This window comes from Pseudoalteromonas maris (assembly GCF_049257235.1).
Lineage (GTDB): Bacteria > Pseudomonadota > Gammaproteobacteria > Enterobacterales > Alteromonadaceae > Pseudoalteromonas.
The window spans coordinates 376,008-394,224 of sequence record NZ_JBMMUF010000002.1 but is presented as its reverse complement, the minus strand read 5'-3'; the positions used below and the strand labels follow the sequence as shown (position 1 = coordinate 394,224).

Sequence of the window (18,217 nt, the reverse complement as noted above, 5' to 3'; positions counted from 1 at the left end):
CTGATTATTGAATGCTCGCGTTAACGCGATCGCGCAATTCCTTGCCTGGCTTAAAGTGAGGAACGTACTTTCCATCTAGCTCTACTGTCTCACCTGTTTTTGGGTTACGACCAGTACGTGGAGCTCTGTAATGGAGTGAGAAACTACCGAAGCCACGAATTTCAATGCGTTCTGCTTCTGATAATGAACCTGCCATCTGTTCTAGAATTTCTTTTACTGCATTCTCAACGTCGCGTGCTTGGACATGAGAATATTTTTCCGCAAGTTGTTCTATTAATTCTGACTTGGTCATAATGTTTCCTTTCAAGGGCTTACAATAGGAAGGGCTTTCGCCCTTCCTAAGACTAGACTAAATCTTAGTCTTTTTGTGCATTTTTAAATGCAGCAGCCATCGCATTTTCGAACTGAGGCTCATCTGCCTTAAGTTTTTCTAATGCTTCTTTTTCTTCTGCTTCGAAGATCGCTTTAACAGATAAGCTGATAGCGCGGTTCTTACGATCTACGCCTACAAACTTAGCTTCGATTTCTTGGCCTTCAGAAACAACTGCAGTTGCATCTTCAACACGCTCTTGTGCAATGTCAGCTACACGGATGTAACCTTCAACGCCTTCGATAAGCTCAACAGTTGCGCCTTTCGCGTCAACAGCTGTCACTGTACCTTTAACAATAGCACCTTTTTTGTTTGCGTCTAGGTAGTTATTGAAAGGATCAGCTTCAATTTGCTTAACACCTAGAGAGATACGCTCACGCTCTGGGTCAACTTGAAGTACGATTGCAGTGATTTCGTCGCCTTTCTTGTACTCACGTACAGCTTCTTCGCCTGGAGTGTTCCAAGAGATGTCTGAAAGGTGTACAAGACCGTCGATGCCGCCGTCAAGACCGATGAAGATACCGAAGTCAGTGATTGACTTGATCTTACCTTTAACTTGGTCGCCTTTGTTTTGAAGACGAGCAAATTCTTGCCACGGGTTAGCTTTACACTGCTTAAGACCTAGAGAAATACGACGACGCTCTTCGTCGATTTCAAGAACCATTACTTCAACGTTGTCACCTAGTGAAACAACTTTTGATGGGTGGATGTTTTTGTTTGTCCAATCCATCTCTGAAACGTGTACTAGACCTTCAACGCCTTCTTCGATTTCTACGAAACAGCCGTAATCAGTAAGGTTAGTTACACGACCAGATAGCTTAGCGCCTTCTGGGTAACGGTTAGCAATTTCTTGCCATGGATCTTCGCCAAGTTGCTTAAGACCTAGAGATACACGAGTCTTATCTTTGTCGAATTTAAGAACTTTAACGTTGATTTCGTCGCCAACATTCACGATTTCTGAAGGGTGCTTAACACGCTTCCACGCCATGTCAGTGATGTGTAGTAGACCGTCTACACCACCAAGGTCAACGAACGCACCGTAGTCTGTAAGGTTCTTAACGATACCTTTAACTTCTTGACCTTCAACAAGGTTTTGAAGAAGTTCTTCACGCTCTTGTGAGTTCTCTGATTCGATAACTGCACGGCGAGAAACAACTACGTTGTTACGCTTCTGGTCAAGCTTGATAACTTTAAATTCAAGCTCTTTACCTTCAAGGTGAGCTGTATCACGTACTGGACGAACATCAACAAGTGAACCAGGTAGGAAGGCACGGATAGTGTCAACTTCAACAGTGAAACCACCTTTAACCTTACCATTGATGATACCTGTAACAGTTTCGTTTTCTTCACATGCTTTCTCAAGGCGGATCCACGCTTCGTGGCGCTTCGCTTTTTCGCGAGAAAGGATAGTTTCACCGAAACCGTCTTCGATTGCATCTAGTGCAACATCAACTTCGTCACCAACAGCAACTTCTAGTTCACCAGCAGTATTTTTGAACTGCTCTGCAGGGATAGCACTTTCTGACTTAAGGCCAGCGTCTACAAGAACGATGTTGTTCTCGATAGAAATTACGGTACCTTTTACGATTGAGCCCTGTTGAGCTTCAAAACCCTGTAGGCTTTCTTCAAATAACTGCGCAAAATTTTCTGACATACTTAATACGTCTCTATAAGTTAAATTCACCACGTCGCTTCACTGCTCAGCGGGGTTGTTAAAAATGCACGTGCGTCCTGCTCATGCGAAATAAATATTTACCTAATACTCGCACTCTCTAGCTTACCAGCTAGCACAGCATCTTCGAGTATTTTTTGTACTACAACAAACACTTGCTGAGCATCTAGCTCAGTTGTGTCAAGCGTAATAGCGTCATCAGCGGCAACCAAAGGAGCCACTGCACGATTCATATCACGCTCATCGCGTGCTTGAATGTCTTCAAGTAGACCACTTAGTGTAACATCCAGACCTTTAGCCTTCAACTCTTTATACCTGCGTTGGGCACGCTCTTGTGCGCTTGCAATCAAGAATATTTTCACGTTCGCGTCTGGAAAAATAACGGTGCCCATGTCGCGCCCGTCTGCAATTAACCCTGCTTCAGTTCTAAATGCACGCTGACGACGTAACAAAGCTTCACGTACACGTGGTAACGCAGCCACTTTAGAGGCTGCTGCACCGACTTCTTCATTGCGGATGCCATGTGTAACTTCCTCACCCTCTAGGATGATTTTGCTGCTGTGATTGTCTGCATCAAAAGCAAACTGCACATCTAAATTAGCGGCAAGAGGGACTAATGCTTCCTCGTTGTCTAGTGCAATTTGATGGTGTAGCGCTGCTAACGCTAAAACACGATATATCGCACCGCTATCGAGCACATCCCAGCCCAACTTTTGCGCGAGTAAGCGACACACGGTTCCTTTACCTGATCCACTTGGACCATCAACAGTGATCACCGGCATTGATGCCTGCATTTAAACCTCCTGCATGCACAGCAAACATTCTAAAACGGCGGTATTATACGTGAAGTTTTGTTTAAATTCCCGTATCTAGTGGATATTTTTAGGATTAGTTTGTAACAGATTGAAAAATATGGCCCGCGATTAAGGTCAACCGCGAGCGCATAGATTACGCACAGCTTACGCTGGCAAGGGTGTCAAAATAGGTAGGGAATGTTTTTGCAGTGCAGCCTGGATCATTTATTGTTACCGGTGCACCGCCAACTGCCACCATTGAAAAACACATCGCGATACGGTGATCGTTATAGGTATCGATGGCGACATCTTTTAATTGTGCAACCGGGGTGATTTCGATGAAATCATGCCCTTCGACGACCTCTGCGCCCAATTTTTTGAGTTCAGTTGCCATGGCATACAAACGGTCTGTTTCCTTTACTCGCCAATTATAGATATTGCGAATGGCCGTTTTGCCTTTTGCAAACAGCGCCACTGTTGCCAATGTCATCGCGGCATCAGGAATGGCATTGGCATCAATATCCACTCCCACCAACTGACCTTTGCGTACAACAAGCCTATCGCTATACCAGTCTATTTCAGCGCCGACTTGTTCCATTACTTTGGCAAAACCAATGTCACCTTGCACACTATCAGCACCAACACCGTTAATGGTAATTTCACCACCATTAATCGCTGCTGCTGCGATAAAATAAGACGCTGAAGATGCATCACCCTCAACCATTATTTCTTTGGGTGAGCGATACTGTTGATTACCTTTAACAACAAAGCTTTGATAGTTATTATTTTGTACATCAACGCCGAATTTGGCCATGACACCCAAGGTAATATCGATATATGGTTTTGATACCAACTCACCTTTAATGGTAATCACCGTATCGCCACTGAACATAGGCGCCGCCATTAGCAGTGCGGTTAAGAACTGACTAGAGATACTGCCATCGATACTTACCTCACCACCAGCAAGCGTTTTACCATTAATCGCTAAAGGGGGATAATCTTTAGATTTCAAATAAGATACATCCGCGCCTAAGGCTTGCAAAGCATCTACGAGGTGCCCTATTGGGCGCTCTTCCATACGCGGCTCACCAACAAGTTCAAATTGCCCTTGCGTTGCAGCCAAAACGGCAGTTAACGGCCGATAAGCTGTACCGGCATTACCTAAAAACAGCGGCCGCGCCGGAGTTGACAGTCGCCCCCCTTGCCCATGGACTGTGGCTTGAGTCTTATCATCATTAAGATCGACTTTAACACCCATTGCATCTAGCGCACTCAACATGTGACGGATATCGTCGCTGTCGAGTAAATTGGTTACCGTGGTGGCGCCATCACATAAAGCTGCGAGCAACAAAATACGATTTGATAAGCTTTTTGAGCCTGGTAATGTCACCTCACCTTGCACTTTTTTAATTGGTTCTAAGCGAAGTGAGTCCATCAACTATGCTCCTTCGCAAATTCATCCATAAAGGTAACAAGTGCTTCAATCCCCGCTACTGGCATTGCGTTGTAGATACTCGCTCGCATACCGCCAACAAATCTGTGCCCTTCTAAGGCTAACAAGCCGGCTTGCTTTGATAAGTCCAAAAAGCGTTTATTCAAACTTTCATCGTTAAGCCAAAAAGGAACGTTCATCAATGAGCGGCAGGCTTTATCAACCTTATTTGTATAAAAGTCTGAATTATCAATGTAATCATACAAGATGGCCGCCTTGTTTTTATTATGACGCTGCATAGCTGGCACACCGCCATTTTCTTCCAACCATTTAAATACGACATCTGCTAGGTACCAAGCAAACGTGGGTGGCGTGTTATACATGCTCCCTTGCTCGGCCTCAACTGTGTAATCAAGGATACCGGGGCGAGGTAGGCCTTTTCTTTGCAACAGCGTTTTTCGCACTATCACAATCGCTAAACCCGACGGCCCGATATTCTTTTGAGCACCAGCGTAAATAACGTCAAATTGGTTAACATCAATTTCTCGCGACAAAATCATCGAGGACATATCAGCGACGATAGGCGCAGTTGGATGGGTTGGTACGTCAAATAACTCAACACCGTCTATGGTTTCATTAGGACAATAGTGGATATAACTTGCGTTTTGCGGTAATTGCCATTGTGACACTGGTTTTACTGCAAACTGTCCATCTTGATCATCACGAACATTGATTTCGATGACGTCTGTATATTTTTGTGCTTCTTTAGCCGCACCATCAGACCAAATGCCGGTATTGATATAAACAGCAGGAGCATCGCCTAAATGCAAATTTAAAGGCACTGCTGCAAACTGGCCACGACCACCACCGTGCATAAAGAGTACGGCATAGTCGTCGCTGATATTCATTAAGCGGCGCAGGCGTGCCTCACACTCTTTGGCCATTGATAAAAACGGTTCAGCACGATGACTTACTTCCATCACTGACACACCTAAGCCTTGCCAATCTAAAAACTCTTGCTGCGCTTGCTTCATTACTGCTTGCGGTAACATTGCTGGGCCGGCACAAAAGTTATATACGCTCATTACTACTTCCTCATTCCACATCGCGTACCACTACAATACGCGCCTATGCATTGTGTTTGAATTGAATTAATTTTATATAAGGGATAAAAAAAGCGGCCGAAGCCGCTTTTTAATCATTACTCTGTATCTTGCTCAGGGTTATCTGCCTCAGCTACTGGTGTTTGCTCCCCAGTATCAGCGTCATCCCCTTGCTCTACAGGAAATTCATCTTCGTCGATCTCTTCGATACGTTGTAAACCAACAACCTGCTCGCCGTCAACAGTACGGATCAAAATAACACCTTGGGTGTTACGACCAACCATAGACACTTCGTTAACGCGGGTACGTACTAATGTACCGCGGTTTGAAATAATCATGATTTCATCGTTGTCATCAACCTGAACAGCACCCACAACGCGACCGTTACGTTCACTGACTTTGATTGATACTACACCTTGCGTTGCACGACCTTTAGTTGGGTATTCAGCAAGCTCTGTACGTTTACCGTAACCGTTCTCAGTAACCGTCAATACTGCACCGTCTGTATGCGGAACAATAAGCGATACGACAGATACGTCATCTGGCATCTTAATACCACGAACACCGGTTGCTGTGCGGCCCATTGAACGAACATGTTCTTCGCTAAAGCGTACCACTTTACCTGCATCGGTAAAGAGCATCACTTCATTTGAGCCATCGGTGATATCAACACCGATGAGGCTATCGCCGTCTTTAAGGTTAACAGCAATGATACCGCTCGCACGTTGACGTGAGTAATCTACAAGAGGTGTCTTCTTAACCACACCGTGAGCTGTGGCCATGAATACATATTTGTCTGCTTCGTAGTCACGTACAGGCAGAATAGCTGTAATACGTTCATCAGCTTCAAGTGGTAATAAGTTAACAATTGGCTTACCGCGAGCTGCGCGGCTTGCTAGTGGCAACTGATATACCTTCAGCCAATATAAGCGGCCTGCTGTCGAGAAGCACAAAATAGTATCGTGGGTATTAGCAACAAGCAGACGTTCGATAAAGTCTTCATCTTTCATCTTAGTTGCTGATTTACCTTTACCACCGCGGCGCTGAGCTTCGTAATCGCTCAGAGGCTGATATTTCACATAACCTTCATGTGACAACGTCACCACAACGTCTTCTTCAGTGATCAAATCTTCAAGACTGATATCATGCGCAGCGGCACTAATTTCAGTGCGGCGCTCATCGCCATATGTCTCTTTAATTGTCACCAATTCATCGCGAATTACTTCCATCAATCGCTCTGGAGAACCAAGGATGTGAAGAAGCTCTGCGATAAGCTCTAAGAGCTCTTGATATTCATCAAGGATCTTTTCGTGCTCAAGACCTGTTAGCTTATGTAGGCGTAACTCAAGGATCGCTTGTGCTTGCTGCTCTGATAGATAGTATTGACCGTCGCGAATACCGAGGTCATCTGCAAGCCAGTCTGGGCGTGCCGCGTTATCACCCGCTTTTTCAAGCATTGATTTAACATTGCCCAACTCCCAAGGACGTGCAACTAATGCCTGCTTCGCCTCAGCTGGAGTAGGTGACTTACGGATCAACTCGATGATTGGGTCGATATTAGCTAGCGCAATAGCTAAGCCTTCAAGAGTGTGAGCACGCTCACGGGCTTTGCGTAAATCAAACACCGTACGGCGGGTAACAACTTCGCGACGGTGTAAGATAAAGGCTTCTAGCATTTCTTTAAGATTAAAACACTTAGGCTGGTTACCATCTAGCGCAACCATGTTGATGCCGAACACAGTTTGCATTTGTGTTTGTGCATACAGGTTGTTAAGGACTACCTCGCCCACTTCACCACGTTTAATCTCGATAACAATACGCATACCGTCTTTATCGGATTCGTCACGAAGTGCACTAATGCCTTCAATCTTCTTCTCTTTTACTAGCTCTGCAATCTTCTCGATCAGACGTGCTTTGTTAACTTGATACGGGATCTCATGAACGATAATCGTTTCACGACCTGTTTTCTCGTCAACTTCTACTTCAGCACGGGCACGAATGTATACCTTACCACGGCCTGTCTTATAAGCTTGCTCGATGCCTTTTTTACCATTGATGATAGCCGCAGTTGGGAAATCTGGGCCTGGAATATATTCCATCAGCTCTTCAATGGTTGTTTCAGGTTCCTTTATAAGTGCTAAACAGCCGTTTACCACTTCTGTCAGGTTGTGTGGAGGAATATTGGTTGCCATACCCACGGCAATACCTGAAGAACCATTGACGAGTAAATTTGGTACTTTTGTAGGAAGAACGTCTGGGATTTGCTCCGTGCCGTCATAGTTAGGCACATAATCAACCGTTTCTTTTTCTAAGTCTGCAAGTAACTCTTGGGAAAGCTTAGACATGCGCACTTCGGTGTAACGCATCGCAGCGGCCGAGTCTCCATCAACAGAACCAAAGTTACCTTGGCCATCCACCAGCATGTAACGTAGCGAAAACGGCTGTGCCATACGTACGATTGTGTCGTACACTGCGCTATCACCATGTGGGTGATATTTACCGATAACGTCACCCACTACACGTGCTGACTTTTTATATGGTTTGTTCCAGTCATTGCGGAGTTCATTCATAGCGAACAGCACACGACGGTGTACAGGCTTCAAGCCGTCACGGACATCGGGTAGCGCACGACCAACGATTACACTCATCGCGTAATCGAGGTATGAATTTTTTAACTCATCTTCAATATTAACCGGAAGGACTTCATTGGCGAGATCAGTCATTGATTTCACTTTCCTTCTTGTTTAGATCTTAGCGCAAAAGCATAAGGCATCGTGCCCTATCTGCTTGCTAGACCTATTGTCGTTATTATCTCAGGCCATGCTACCACATTATTTTTGATTTTACAGGCGCTAAATCTTTGCGATTTTGCAATTCCCCCTCGTATAATGGCCTCAGAAACACGAGGAAGTTTTTTATGACCGAACATCAAAATGTGGATAGTGACGAAATTGCGAAATTTGAAGCTATCGCAGACCGCTGGTGGGATATGGATGGAGAATTCAAACCACTGCACGAAATTAATCCGTTACGTTTAGACTTTATCGCCCAGCACGCGCAAGGCCTAGCAGAAAAAGAAACATTAGATATAGGCTGTGGTGGCGGTATATTGGCTGAGAGCATGGCTAAGTTAGGTGCCAAAGTTACCGGAATCGATATGGGTAAAGAGCCATTGAACGTTGCCAAGTTACATAGCCTGGAGTCTGGCGTTAAGGTTGATTATCAACAAATCACGGCTGAGCAATATGCCAATGAGAACCCTGAACGATTTGACGTCGTGACGTGCATGGAAATGCTCGAACATGTGCCAGACCCACAATCTATTATTAGTAGCGCCGCTGCGCTAGCTAAACCAGGGGCTGATGTTTACTTTTCAACGTTGAATAAAACCGCTAAAGCCTACTTGTTTGCAATCGTAGGTGCTGAGCAGCTGTTAAAGCTTGTTCCTGAAGGCACACACGATCATAACAAATTTATTCGCCCATCTACGCTCATTCAGTGGGCAGAACAAGCCGGCCTAAAAGTACGTCACAGTGCCGGTCTAAGTTACAATCCTTTCACAAAACAATATACGCTCGGGCAAGACTTAGGCGTCAATTACATCCTGCACTTTGAAAAGCTCTAATAAGCGGGTGCCAAACACCTACATCTAGTGTTAGATGAATTGCTCAAAACACTATATCTGGTGTGTATCTATATTTTACACACCAGATATTGTATTTTCGACTCTCATCCGATGTGTAAATGCTGACCGATCTGCTTATAAAAAAATCATTCGATTGCAGCACGAAAAAATCATTAAATTTGTTTTTTTACCGTTGATTTCCGACAATAGTCAGCATTAAAAATGCTTTAAGGTTAACGGTCACTAACAGACCTTAGTTATCCACAGATTATCATTAAGATCTGTGCTTGCAAATGTTCTCAGACCCCACTATCTTGTGAGTCACAGAGATTAAAACACCATATCTAGTGTTTAAATGTTACCCAGTTTAAATCACTGAGTAACGGAGTTAGAGCCGATGTGCGAGTGACACAATGACTCTTTGCCACGCTCCAAACAGAGCTGAAAAGCATTTTCCAGCTGTGCGCTATGAAAACTAATTATAATTATGGGCTACAACAATGAATCAACAGTTATCTGTTAGCAAACGTGACGGACGTAAGGAAGCGTTGGATCTAGATAAAATCCACCGCGTAATTGCATGGGCTGCTGAAGGTCTAAGCAATGTGTCTGTTTCACAGGTTGAATTAAAATCACACATTCAATTCTATGACGGTATCCGTACAGAAGATATTCATGAGACAATTATCAAGTCAGCGGCAGATTTGATCTCAAAGGATACTCCAGATTACCAATACCTTGCAGCGCGCCTGGCCATTTTCCACCTACGCAAAAAAGCGTACGGTCAATTTGAGCCACCAAAACTGTATGACCACGTTGTTAAGCTTGTAGAAGACAAACGTTATGACCAGCATTTGCTCGCTGATTACACACAATCAGAATTTGAGCAAATGGATAACTTTATCGATCACTCACGCGATCTTAACTTTAGCTACGCGGCAGTTAAGCAGTTAGAAGGTAAATACCTTGTACAGAACCGCGTGACTGGTGAGATTTTTGAAAGCGCACAGTTCCTCTATATATTGGTCGCTGCAAGCCTATTCTCAGCTTATCCAAAAGAAACGCGTCTTGATTACATTAAACGTTTCTACGATGCGGTTTCACAATTTAAGATTTCATTGCCAACACCAATCATGTCAGGTGTGCGCACCCCTACCCGTCAATTTAGCTCGTGTGTATTAATCGAGTGTGATGACAGCCTAGACTCAATTAACGCAACGTCTTCAGCGATTGTTAAATATGTGTCTCAGCGCGCAGGTATTGGCATCAACGCAGGGCGTATTCGTGCACTGGGTAGCCCAATTCGCAATGGTGAGGCTTATCACACTGGATGTATCCCATTCTACAAGCACTTCCAAACAGCGGTTAAAAGCTGTTCACAAGGCGGTGTACGCGGCGGTGCAGCCACATTATTCTATCCATTGTGGCACTTAGAGGTTGAAAACTTATTAGTGCTTAAAAACAACCGTGGTGTAGATGATAACCGTGTGCGTCATCTTGACTATGGTGTTCAATTCAACAAACTTATGTACACCCGTCTTATTAAAGATGGCTACATCACGTTATTTAGCCCATCTGATGTGCCTGGTCTATATGATGCGTTCTTCGAAGACCAAGAAAAATTCGAAGAGCTGTATGTTAAATATGAGCAAGATGAGTCGATTCGTAAGAAGCGTATTAAAGCGATTGAGCTATTTTCAATGTTCTTACAAGAGCGTGCGAGCACGGGTCGTATCTACCTACAAAACGTTGACCACTGTAATACACACAGTCCTTTCGACGCTAAGGTTGCACCAATTCGCCAGTCTAACTTGTGTCTTGAAATTGCACTGCCAACTAAGCCATTAAGTCATGTTAATGATGAAGAAGGCGAAATTGCTCTGTGTACGTTATCTGCATTTAACCTTGGTGCAATCAACTCGTTAGATGAGTTAGAAGAGCTCGCTGAGCTTGCTGTACGCGCGCTTGATAACTTATTAGATTATCAAGAGTACCCTGTTCCGGCTGCATACAATGCAACCATGGGGCGTCGTACACTCGGTGTAGGTGTTATCAACTTTGCCTATTACCTCGCGAAAAACGGTAAACGTTATTCCGATGGTAGCGCCAATGCACTCACACACAAAACATTTGAAGCGATTCAATACTATCTGATGAAAGCGTCAAATGAACTTGCCAAAGAAAAAGGTGCATGTCCTAAGTTTAATGAAACCACGTATGCCAAAGGCATTATGCCAATTGATACATACAAAAAAGACTTAGACACTGTATGCGACGAGCCATTGCACCTTGATTGGGACTCTCTACGCGAGAGCATAGTGGCACATGGTATGCGTAACTCTACTTTGTCAGCGTTAATGCCTTCAGAGACGTCATCGCAAATCTCAAACGCAACCAATGGTATTGAACCTCCTCGTGGTCATATCAGTGTTAAAGCGTCTAAAGATGGCATCTTGAAGCAAGTCGTGCCTGAATATGAAGCGCTCAAAGATCAATACGAGCTATTGTGGGATATTCCATCAAACGATGGTTACCTACAACTTGTTGGTATCATGCAGAAATTCGTTGACCAAACAATCTCAGCGAACACCAACTATGATCCAAATAAGTTCGAAGGCGGTAAAGTTCCTATGAAGCTGCTGCTTAAAGATCTACTGACTGCGTACAAGTTAGGCGTTAAGACTCTGTATTATCACAACACCCGTGATGGTGCGTCTGATGCGCAAGATGAGCTCACCCCACAAGCAGACGATGGCTGCGAAGGCGGCGCTTGTAAAATATAATAATAACAGCGAGCGGTGATAAAGCCGCTCTGCTGGGTTGTAACTTTTGAGTATTGAGAATCTACGACTATGTCATACACCACCTTTAGCCGTACCCGTAATGACCAACTGAAAGAGCCGATGTTTTTCGGACAAACGGTGAACGTTTCGCGCTATGACCAACAAAAGTACCCTATTTTTGAAAAGCTGATTGAGAAACAACTCTCGTTTTTCTGGCGTCCAGAAGAAGTTGATGTAAGTAAAGACCGCGTCGATTTTCAATCACTGCCAGAGCATGAGCGCCACATTTTCTTAAGTAACCTTAAGTATCAAACGCTACTTGATAGTGTTCAAGGCCGCTCACCAAACGTTGCTTTGTTACCGATTGTATCGTTACCAGAATTAGAGACTTGGATTGAAACATGGGCATTCAGTGAAACGATTCACAGCCGCTCTTACACGCACATCATTCGCAACGTGACTCAGTCTCCTGAAGTTATTTTTGACGACATCGTTACTAACGACAAGATTAATGAACGTGCGGACGAAGTGACTCGTTACTATGATGACCTCATTCACCTTACGTCTTTGTATAACCTTTATGGTGAAGGCCAACATACTGTAAACGGCGAAGTGGTTGATGTGTCACTCTATGAGCTTAAAAAGCGCTTATATTTGGCGATGATGTCGATCAACATCCTCGAAGCTATCCGTTTTTATGTATCATTTGCCTGCTCTTTTGCATTCGCAGAGCGTGAGTTGATGGAAGGTAACGCAAAAATCATCAAGCTTATTGCTCGCGATGAAGCGCTGCACCTCTCAGGTACTCAGCATATCTTGAACATTATGCAAGAAGGTAAAGACGACCCGCAAATGGCTGATATCGCTGCCGAGTGCCGCGAACAAGCGATTCAAATGTTCGCTGATGCTGCACAACAGGAAAAAGAATGGGCGGCATACCTATTTAAAGATGGTTCAATGATTGGCTTAAACAAAGATATTTTGTGTCAATATGTTGAATACATCACTAACGTTCGCATGACAGCAATTGGTCTGCCCGCACAGTTTGAAATTCAGAGTAACCCTATCCCATGGATCAACTCATGGTTAGTGTCTGACAACGTACAGGTTGCACCTCAAGAAGCAGAAATTAGTTCATACCTTGTTGGTCAAATTGACTCACAAGTCGATGCCAATGACTTTGGTGATTTCGATCTATAAATGAGCTTAGGGCTCCTAGCCTGGAGCCCTTATTTTCTATTGTAACCTCATACCAACACACCTTCCCCATGCCAACACACGACAGCAAAATCACATTTAACGGTAAGGAACTGATATTTCGTCAAGACAACGGTTCTTTGTTGCGCAGTGTGGAGCTCCAAGGCGAGACGCCAGCTTATCAATGTCGTGAAGGGTTTTGTGGCGCATGCCGCGCGGTATTAAAAAGCGGTCAAGTAAGCTATACCCATGAACCCCTCGCCTTTGTACGCGAAGGTGAAATTCTACTTTGCTGTAGCGTTCCACAGGGCGATATTGTTATCGATACAGACTGAGTATTATTGCGGCCACTGAATTGATATAGATGTGCAAATATATTGCTCGTTTGCGGTTATACACAAAGAATCACTCTCCACACACACATCCCATTGCATTGAGCGTTGCAACAGCTCTACTAACTTCTCAACCGCTTGATGCTCAACCACAATCACTTCCACGCTACGATGCAGTGACAACCAGTGTTCTAATTCTGAATTGATCGGCGCAGTTGTAATGACATACATGGCACTGGTTTGGTTAGCGATCTTCGATAAATCACTGACGTTATCATCGAATACCTCTACGACTAACGCGTAATCCCCAACTAACGACGAGGCTACTATATCCAGCTGCGGTTTACGCTTAGTTTCACACAGCTCTAGGTCATGACGATAGGCAAACAGACAAAACCCTATAAGCCTGAGGATAAAGTGACTCAGTGTCTCTTGCTCTCTTCTTGCAGTAGTAAAATGCTCGTGTACGTGACAGTGATGAACATTATCAACGATTGAAAAATGCGCTTTAAAAACACGTCCTTTGTCGCTCATGATCTGTTCTTATATTTATTTCATATCAATGTCAGTATAGCTGCAATTTTAGAGCTATTTTACATATAGTTATAATATAACATTATTGGTTTGGTGAAAATATAATGTTATAGTATCACGCAAGTATCATCAGAGATGTATTGTTATGTTTAAACCGACTGTTTTATCTTTATCTGTTTGTTCTATCTTGGCGTCTTCTCCAGCGCTTGCAGGAGTGATCTCAGGCGTTGTTGTGGATGAGAATAATAAACCCTTACGTGACGTTGTTGTCCATTACCATGGTAAAAAACAAAGTATCCGTACTGACGCCAATGGTAATTTTGCGATTAATGTAGACCAAAGCGGTCAATTGCACTTCACCAAAGAAAATTACATTGATAAACGTATGGACGTTGGCACGACAGACGCCGAGCTTAACATCATACTTCGCCAGTCGGCTATCGAAAACGTTGTGGTCTACGCATCTGGACTAGATAAAAATAATCTCGATATGGTATCGCCTGTGTCGGTGTTAGGCGGAGATGATTTAAGAGACCGAGCACAACCTACATTGGGAGAAACATTAAAGGGCCTTCCTGGGATCAATGCTAGCTACTTCGGCCCCGTCTCTTCTAGCCCTATTATTCGTGGTTTAGATGGTCCGCGAGTAAAAATAACGCAAAATGGCTTAGACAGCGCCGATGCGTCTCGCGTTGGTCCAGATCACGCGGTGAGTACTGAGTCTATTGCCGCTGAACAAATAGAGGTGCTACGCGGCCCTGCAACGTTGCTTTATGGCTCTGGTGCAATCGGTGGTGTTGTCAATGTTGTTGATAATCGCATCCCTACCGATGTAATAGACCAGTATCAAGGTGCTGGCGAGTACTCACACGATACTGTGTCAAATACCAACACGTATGCAGGAAGGTTTACCGCTGGGCATAAAGGTTTCAATGTACATGTTGATGGCACTGATCGTGTGGGACATGACTACGAAACGCCGACGTTTACGTTCCAAGAGCACGAAGAGGACGAGCCTGAGCAACTTAATAAAGTGGACAATACATTCATTGATAGCGCCACAGTAAACTTTGGTACTAGCTATGTAGCACAGCACTGGACAGTCGGTCTCTCTTTTGGAACTATCGAAAGTGATTACGGTATACCTGCCCACTCAGAGCATGGACACGGTGACGAACACGGTCATGAAGAGGCAGTTGGCCACGAAGAAGAAATGGGCCATGAAGATGAACATCCGGAGCATGGCGAAGAGTCCGTCTTTGCAAGAATGGAGCAAGATCGGTGGCAAGCACTCGCGAGCTATTCTTTCCACGATAGTCTGTTGGAGACCCTCACACTTCGTGCCGGCTACACTGATTACACACATGCAGAGATCGAGGGCGATGAGCTAGGGACTGTGTTTTCAAACACAGCCCGTGAGGCACGCCTAAACGCAAAGCATCGCGTTGGACAATGGCACGGTACCCTAGGTTATCACTACAGCGATAGCGAGTACCGCGCAGATGGCGAAGAAGCATTTACCCCTGCAACGAACACTCAAGTGCACGCATTTTATTTATTAGAAGAGCGTGAGTTTGGGGATTTCACATTAGAGCTGGGTGCGCGATTTGAGGATTATAAGTTAGACAGTGTAATCACTGACGCACATGCAGATGAACACTTAGACGAGCATGCAGATGAAATGCATGACGAAGAAGTGAGCGAGGCCATCTTATATGATTATTCACAAACAAACCTCAGCGCATCTATTGGTGGTATTTGGCAATACCAAGAAGGTCATTCCGTTGCATTAAGTGTGTCACATTCAGAACGCGCACCTTTAACCGCAGAGTTGCTAGCTAATGGTGTTCACATTGCAACGGGTACCTATGAACTGGGGCTTGGCTATCATATTGAAGATGGAGAAGCACATTTCGAGGGGGATAATGTTCAACAAGAAAAAGCGACCAACATCGACCTAAGTTTGCGTAAATTCGTTGGCGATTTTGGCTATAACTTCAGTATTTTCTATAACGAAGTAGATGACTTTTACTATCAACAAAACACTGGCCTAGCCTATGAGCATGACCTCGGCTTTATTTCGCAATCTGTTGCTGATGAAGATGCAATGGATGTGTATCAGTATGTTAGTGCTGATGCCAAGCTTTACGGTTTCGAACTAGACGTACACTACGCGCTCACTGAGAGTTGGTTACTTAAGGGCTTCGCTGACTCGGTAACCGCTAAACTTAAAGATGGTCGATACCTTCCACGTATTCCAGCAGCTAAAGTTGGTGGACAGTTGTCTTATGCGTTGAACGATTGGGATTTTGCCCTTGAAGCCACGCACTATCTAAAACAAGACGACATCTCTTCTTTTGAAAGTGATACTGCCAGTTACACGCTAGTCGACTTTAAAGTGAATTATAACTTTGCGTTTGGTCACAGTGATGGTGTTGCCTACCTTCAAGCGCAAAACTTAACAGATGAATTAGGCTTTGTGCATAGCTCATTCATTAAAGAGCAAGCGCCCCTACCTGGGCGTAATCTGCGCCTTGGTGTGCGAGTTTATTTCTAAACTCACAAATGCTTAATACAATAAAAAGCCCCGCTCAGTGCGGGGCTTTTTATTAAACGACCGTTTAGATTATTTAAATCTACGTCTAAGCGCTAACAGCGGCAATGCAAGTAGAGCTAGCCAACCAAAAGAACCACTTTGTCGCTCGTAACTACCAGCGGCTTCAGGTGGACACTGCTCGATTTCTCCACCAGCGATTGGGCGCAACATCACAGGAGTAGCAACGCTCTCGTACAGAGTATTACCATCATCATCGAATTCCACCTCACCACGAGCATTTAGTTTTTCGACAGTTTTCGTCGCTACACCATAGATATTACCATCATCATCTAGTGCAGTTGCTTCAGCGAAGTTATAAGGGTACGGACTTTCACCATCAATGTCATAGCAAGGAAGCAAGTCGTTTATGTTTGCAATCTTTTCATCGCCTATTGAGTAAATGAATCCCTCACGACGACGACTGTTAGAGTTTACAACATCAACTTCACCTTCCCCAACGATAACACCATTGGCATTTATATCACGTGCCACCGAGCTTGAGCTCGAGAAATAGTCTGTTGGGAAGGTAGTCTCACCCGTATGAATATTATGGTAGAAGAATTTAGTAGTACGACGACCTTCAATCACTCGACTGCCATAGCCTGTAACCACCCCACTGTCATTAATAGCTAGGGCTTTACCTTCATACCAACCATCTTCTTGATTTAGAATTTGACTAACTTGACCATCTTTAAAGACAACTGGTAACACTAATATACTGTTTTCGTTATTATACTGACGTACATGAGAATAGCCGACGGCGACGCCTTGGCTATTCACTGCTAAAGCCTGCGATACAAAAGCACTTCCCTCATCCTCTTCTCGCTCTAAGCCTAAACCTAATTCTGTCGTATCAATAACATTAAGGTCTGCGTCTAGTGTCCACAGGGTAGCTCTGACGTCATAAAATGAACTTAAGAGGTTACGACTTGATTGGTTTTCAAACTTCCAAACACACACCGCAGTGGGTTCATCGACGTTATCACAATTTTCGTCGTAGTTTTCTTGGCGGTCTTGGGGGACGTTAACAGAGCTACTTCCAACAACATAATAACCGCCGTCGGGGCGTATTTTGACATCGGTTGCGCCACCTTGCCCACCGTAAGTGTCATAGATCACTGGAAGAACATTTACTTGGCCGGCAACCGAAACTACGACAGGACGGCTTCTGTATTCTCTTACAAAATAAGTTTCAGCTTCGTCATCACCTTCTGGAGTAAAAGATAATTTTGTATACGGAGCGGATCCCGTACCAACTTTTACACCGTCTTCACTAATTGCGTTATACAGGGTACTAACACTTCGCGAATATCCATCAAAGTCATCAGACTGTGCATCTGTCAATATTTGCTCTACGGCAGGACTAGGCGTAAAGTTAACTGCCACAGTGCCAGATATTTTTTGCCAAGTCTCAATATCACTTTGTGACGACAAGAAATTCAACATGAACTCTAACGAATCAGCATTAATGTTGCCTGTAACAATGTCGTCAATAGTAAAGGTGATGTCTTTATCTATTTGAGTAAACCGAATCAACTCCCAGTTATCATAGGCGCGCTGAAGCACGGTGTTATCAGCATCAAAATAGCTGGTATCTATTGGTAAGTTATAAAGATTGGTTGCCTGACCAATGACATCACCGTTGTTATTCACGTCTGTTATATAGTGATGTTTCGCTGTCTCAAGCGTGCTAAGTTCTTCTAGCTGATATACGGCAGCATTAGCAGATGCACTGATACCCACTAAAATGCTTAATGCAACTAAGGATTTTTTCATTGT

General features: G+C 44.2%; 12 protein-coding genes and 1 pseudogene. 5 read left to right on the top strand and 8 right to left on the bottom strand.

Annotation, left to right across the window (positions count from 1 at the left end; genetic code table 11):
• Window positions 1–4 precede the first annotated feature (4 nt).
• From ihfB to gyrA, 6 genes and pseudogenes are all read right to left on the bottom strand, one after another.
• Window positions 5–319 (bottom strand): annotated as a pseudogene (gene ihfB, locus AAEU32_RS04755) (integration host factor subunit beta); the annotation flags it as partial.
• Window positions 320–356: 37 nt separating this feature from the next.
• Window positions 357–2,024 (bottom strand): 30S ribosomal protein S1, encoded by a 1,668-nt coding sequence (gene rpsA, locus AAEU32_RS04750; protein WP_421969373.1) that lies wholly within the window; start codon window positions 2,022–2,024, stop codon window positions 357–359.
• A 98-nt stretch (window positions 2,025–2,122) separates the two neighbouring features.
• Window positions 2,123–2,836 (bottom strand): (d)CMP kinase, encoded by a 714-nt coding sequence (cmk, locus tag AAEU32_RS04745; RefSeq protein WP_421969372.1) that lies wholly within the window; start codon window positions 2,834–2,836, stop codon window positions 2,123–2,125.
• 154 nt (window positions 2,837–2,990) lie between these two features.
• On the bottom strand, window positions 2,991–4,271 hold the full coding sequence (aroA, locus tag AAEU32_RS04740) for a 3-phosphoshikimate 1-carboxyvinyltransferase (protein ID WP_421969371.1): 1,281 nt from the start codon (window positions 4,269–4,271) through the stop codon (window positions 2,991–2,993).
• Window positions 4,271–5,353 carry a 3-phosphoserine/phosphohydroxythreonine transaminase gene (gene serC / locus AAEU32_RS04735; RefSeq protein WP_421969370.1) on the bottom strand — a complete coding sequence of 361 codons (1,083 nt, stop codon included), beginning with the start codon at window positions 5,351–5,353 and terminating at the stop codon, window positions 4,271–4,273. The genes aroA and serC overlap by 1 nt, the downstream gene beginning before the upstream one ends.
• Before the next feature lie 116 nt (window positions 5,354–5,469).
• Window positions 5,470–8,094: a DNA topoisomerase (ATP-hydrolyzing) subunit A gene (gyrA, locus tag AAEU32_RS04730; protein WP_421969369.1), complete on the bottom strand. Its 2,625-nt coding sequence runs from the start codon at window positions 8,092–8,094 to the stop codon at window positions 5,470–5,472.
• A gap of 194 nt (window positions 8,095–8,288) precedes the next feature.
• Between gyrA and ubiG the strand changes: the two genes are divergently transcribed.
• The 4 genes from ubiG (at window position 8,289) to yfaE (ending at window position 13,311) form a co-directional block, all read left to right on the top strand.
• Window positions 8,289–8,996 carry a bifunctional 2-polyprenyl-6-hydroxyphenol methylase/3-demethylubiquinol 3-O-methyltransferase UbiG gene (gene ubiG / locus AAEU32_RS04725; RefSeq protein ID WP_421969368.1) on the top strand — a complete coding sequence of 236 codons (708 nt, stop codon included), beginning with the start codon at window positions 8,289–8,291 and terminating at the stop codon, window positions 8,994–8,996.
• 500 nt (window positions 8,997–9,496) lie between these two features.
• Window positions 9,497–11,779, top strand: a complete 2,283-nt coding sequence (nrdA, locus tag AAEU32_RS04720) for a class 1a ribonucleoside-diphosphate reductase subunit alpha (RefSeq protein ID WP_421969367.1) — start codon at window positions 9,497–9,499, stop codon at window positions 11,777–11,779.
• Between the two features lie 69 nt (window positions 11,780–11,848).
• Window positions 11,849–12,979: a class Ia ribonucleoside-diphosphate reductase subunit beta gene (gene nrdB / locus AAEU32_RS04715; RefSeq protein ID WP_421969366.1), complete on the top strand. Its 1,131-nt coding sequence runs from the start codon at window positions 11,849–11,851 to the stop codon at window positions 12,977–12,979.
• Between the two features lie 68 nt (window positions 12,980–13,047).
• Complete coding sequence (yfaE, locus tag AAEU32_RS04710; RefSeq protein ID WP_421969365.1) at window positions 13,048–13,311, top strand: class I ribonucleotide reductase maintenance protein YfaE; 264 nt, start codon at window positions 13,048–13,050, stop codon at window positions 13,309–13,311.
• Window positions 13,312–13,314: 3 nt separating this feature from the next.
• Here the strand turns inward: yfaE and AAEU32_RS04705 are convergent, their stop codons facing one another.
• Window positions 13,315–13,842, bottom strand: coding sequence for a YaeQ family protein (locus AAEU32_RS04705; protein ID WP_421969364.1), 528 nt, complete (start codon window positions 13,840–13,842; stop codon window positions 13,315–13,317).
• Window positions 13,843–13,987: 145 nt separating this feature from the next.
• Between AAEU32_RS04705 and AAEU32_RS04700 the strand changes: the two genes are divergently transcribed.
• On the top strand, window positions 13,988–16,399 hold the full coding sequence (locus AAEU32_RS04700) for a TonB-dependent receptor (RefSeq protein WP_421969363.1): 2,412 nt from the start codon (window positions 13,988–13,990) through the stop codon (window positions 16,397–16,399).
• 69 nt (window positions 16,400–16,468) lie between these two features.
• On the opposite strand, the gene AAEU32_RS04695 is transcribed toward AAEU32_RS04700, so the two are convergent.
• Window positions 16,469–18,214, bottom strand: coding sequence for a DUF3466 family protein (locus tag AAEU32_RS04695; protein WP_421969362.1), 1,746 nt, complete (start codon window positions 18,212–18,214; stop codon window positions 16,469–16,471).
• Between the last annotated feature and the right edge of the window lie 3 nt (window positions 18,215–18,217).